The following is an 809-nucleotide window of genomic DNA, read 5'->3' on the forward strand; positions in this document are numbered from 1 at the left end:
ATGGCGCTGGATGATCGCCATCGGCGAGTTGTTCGCCAGCTCGCGGCGCAGCTCCAGCTCCGTTTTCAGGTTGCGGATCTCCCGGTCGAGCGTGTCGCTCTCGTGGTTCACAGCCTCGACCGCCAACTCGTTGGCCGCCACGTTGGGCTCCTTCTTTCCCGTGAGCAGCGTGCGCTGGAGCAACAAGGCCTTCTCCAGCACCGACGACAGCGCCACCTCGGACGCAAGGCGCCGCGCCAGCAGGTCCTGGTCCGGCTCGTCGCGCAGCGCCTCGATGACGCCGCGCGTGATCGGCAGCGACGTGCTGCCGGCCTCGCGCAAGTTCTCGAAGGTGGTGATGCGCACGCCGGAAACCAGTTCCTGCAAGACTTCCAGTTTGGCTTCGTACTCCTCCTGGATCAGCGGCGTCAGCCCGACGCCGGGCACCGTCTCGGTCTTGGTGCAGGAATCGCACGTGCGCTGCACCTGTTCCCCGAGGACCCGGGTGGCCCATTCGGTCGCCTGCTGCGGCGACGTCCAGGTCTGGCAGGACAGGCTCGCGCAACTGGCGGGCGAGATGGAGGACGTGTCGGTCACGCCGCGCCCGTTGACCAGGTTGTAGCCCGCGCGGGTGACGTCGCCGACCACCCGAATGGCGGACTGGCCTGCGCCACCGGCATTGCTGCCGCCCACCCAGGGAACGCCGTCGTTGCCGCGGCGCGTCTCAGCCTGCTCGACGGCCGAAACGGCATCGTTGCTGCCAACCGCGTCACGCAGGGCCATGCCTTCGGCCATCTGGCTCCAGCCAAGCTGGCCGCCCGCCGTCTCGG

The 809-nt window shown here is 68.7% G+C and carries 1 protein-coding gene; it reads right to left on the reverse strand.

From position 1 onward, the window contains the following. Positions 1-809: integrating conjugative element protein (locus APY03_RS44555; protein WP_232324429.1), on the reverse strand; the 809-nt coding region annotated here is incomplete at both ends.

The organism is Variovorax sp. WDL1 (assembly GCF_001541225.1).
In the GTDB taxonomy this organism is placed as follows: domain Bacteria; phylum Pseudomonadota; class Gammaproteobacteria; order Burkholderiales; family Burkholderiaceae_C; genus Variovorax.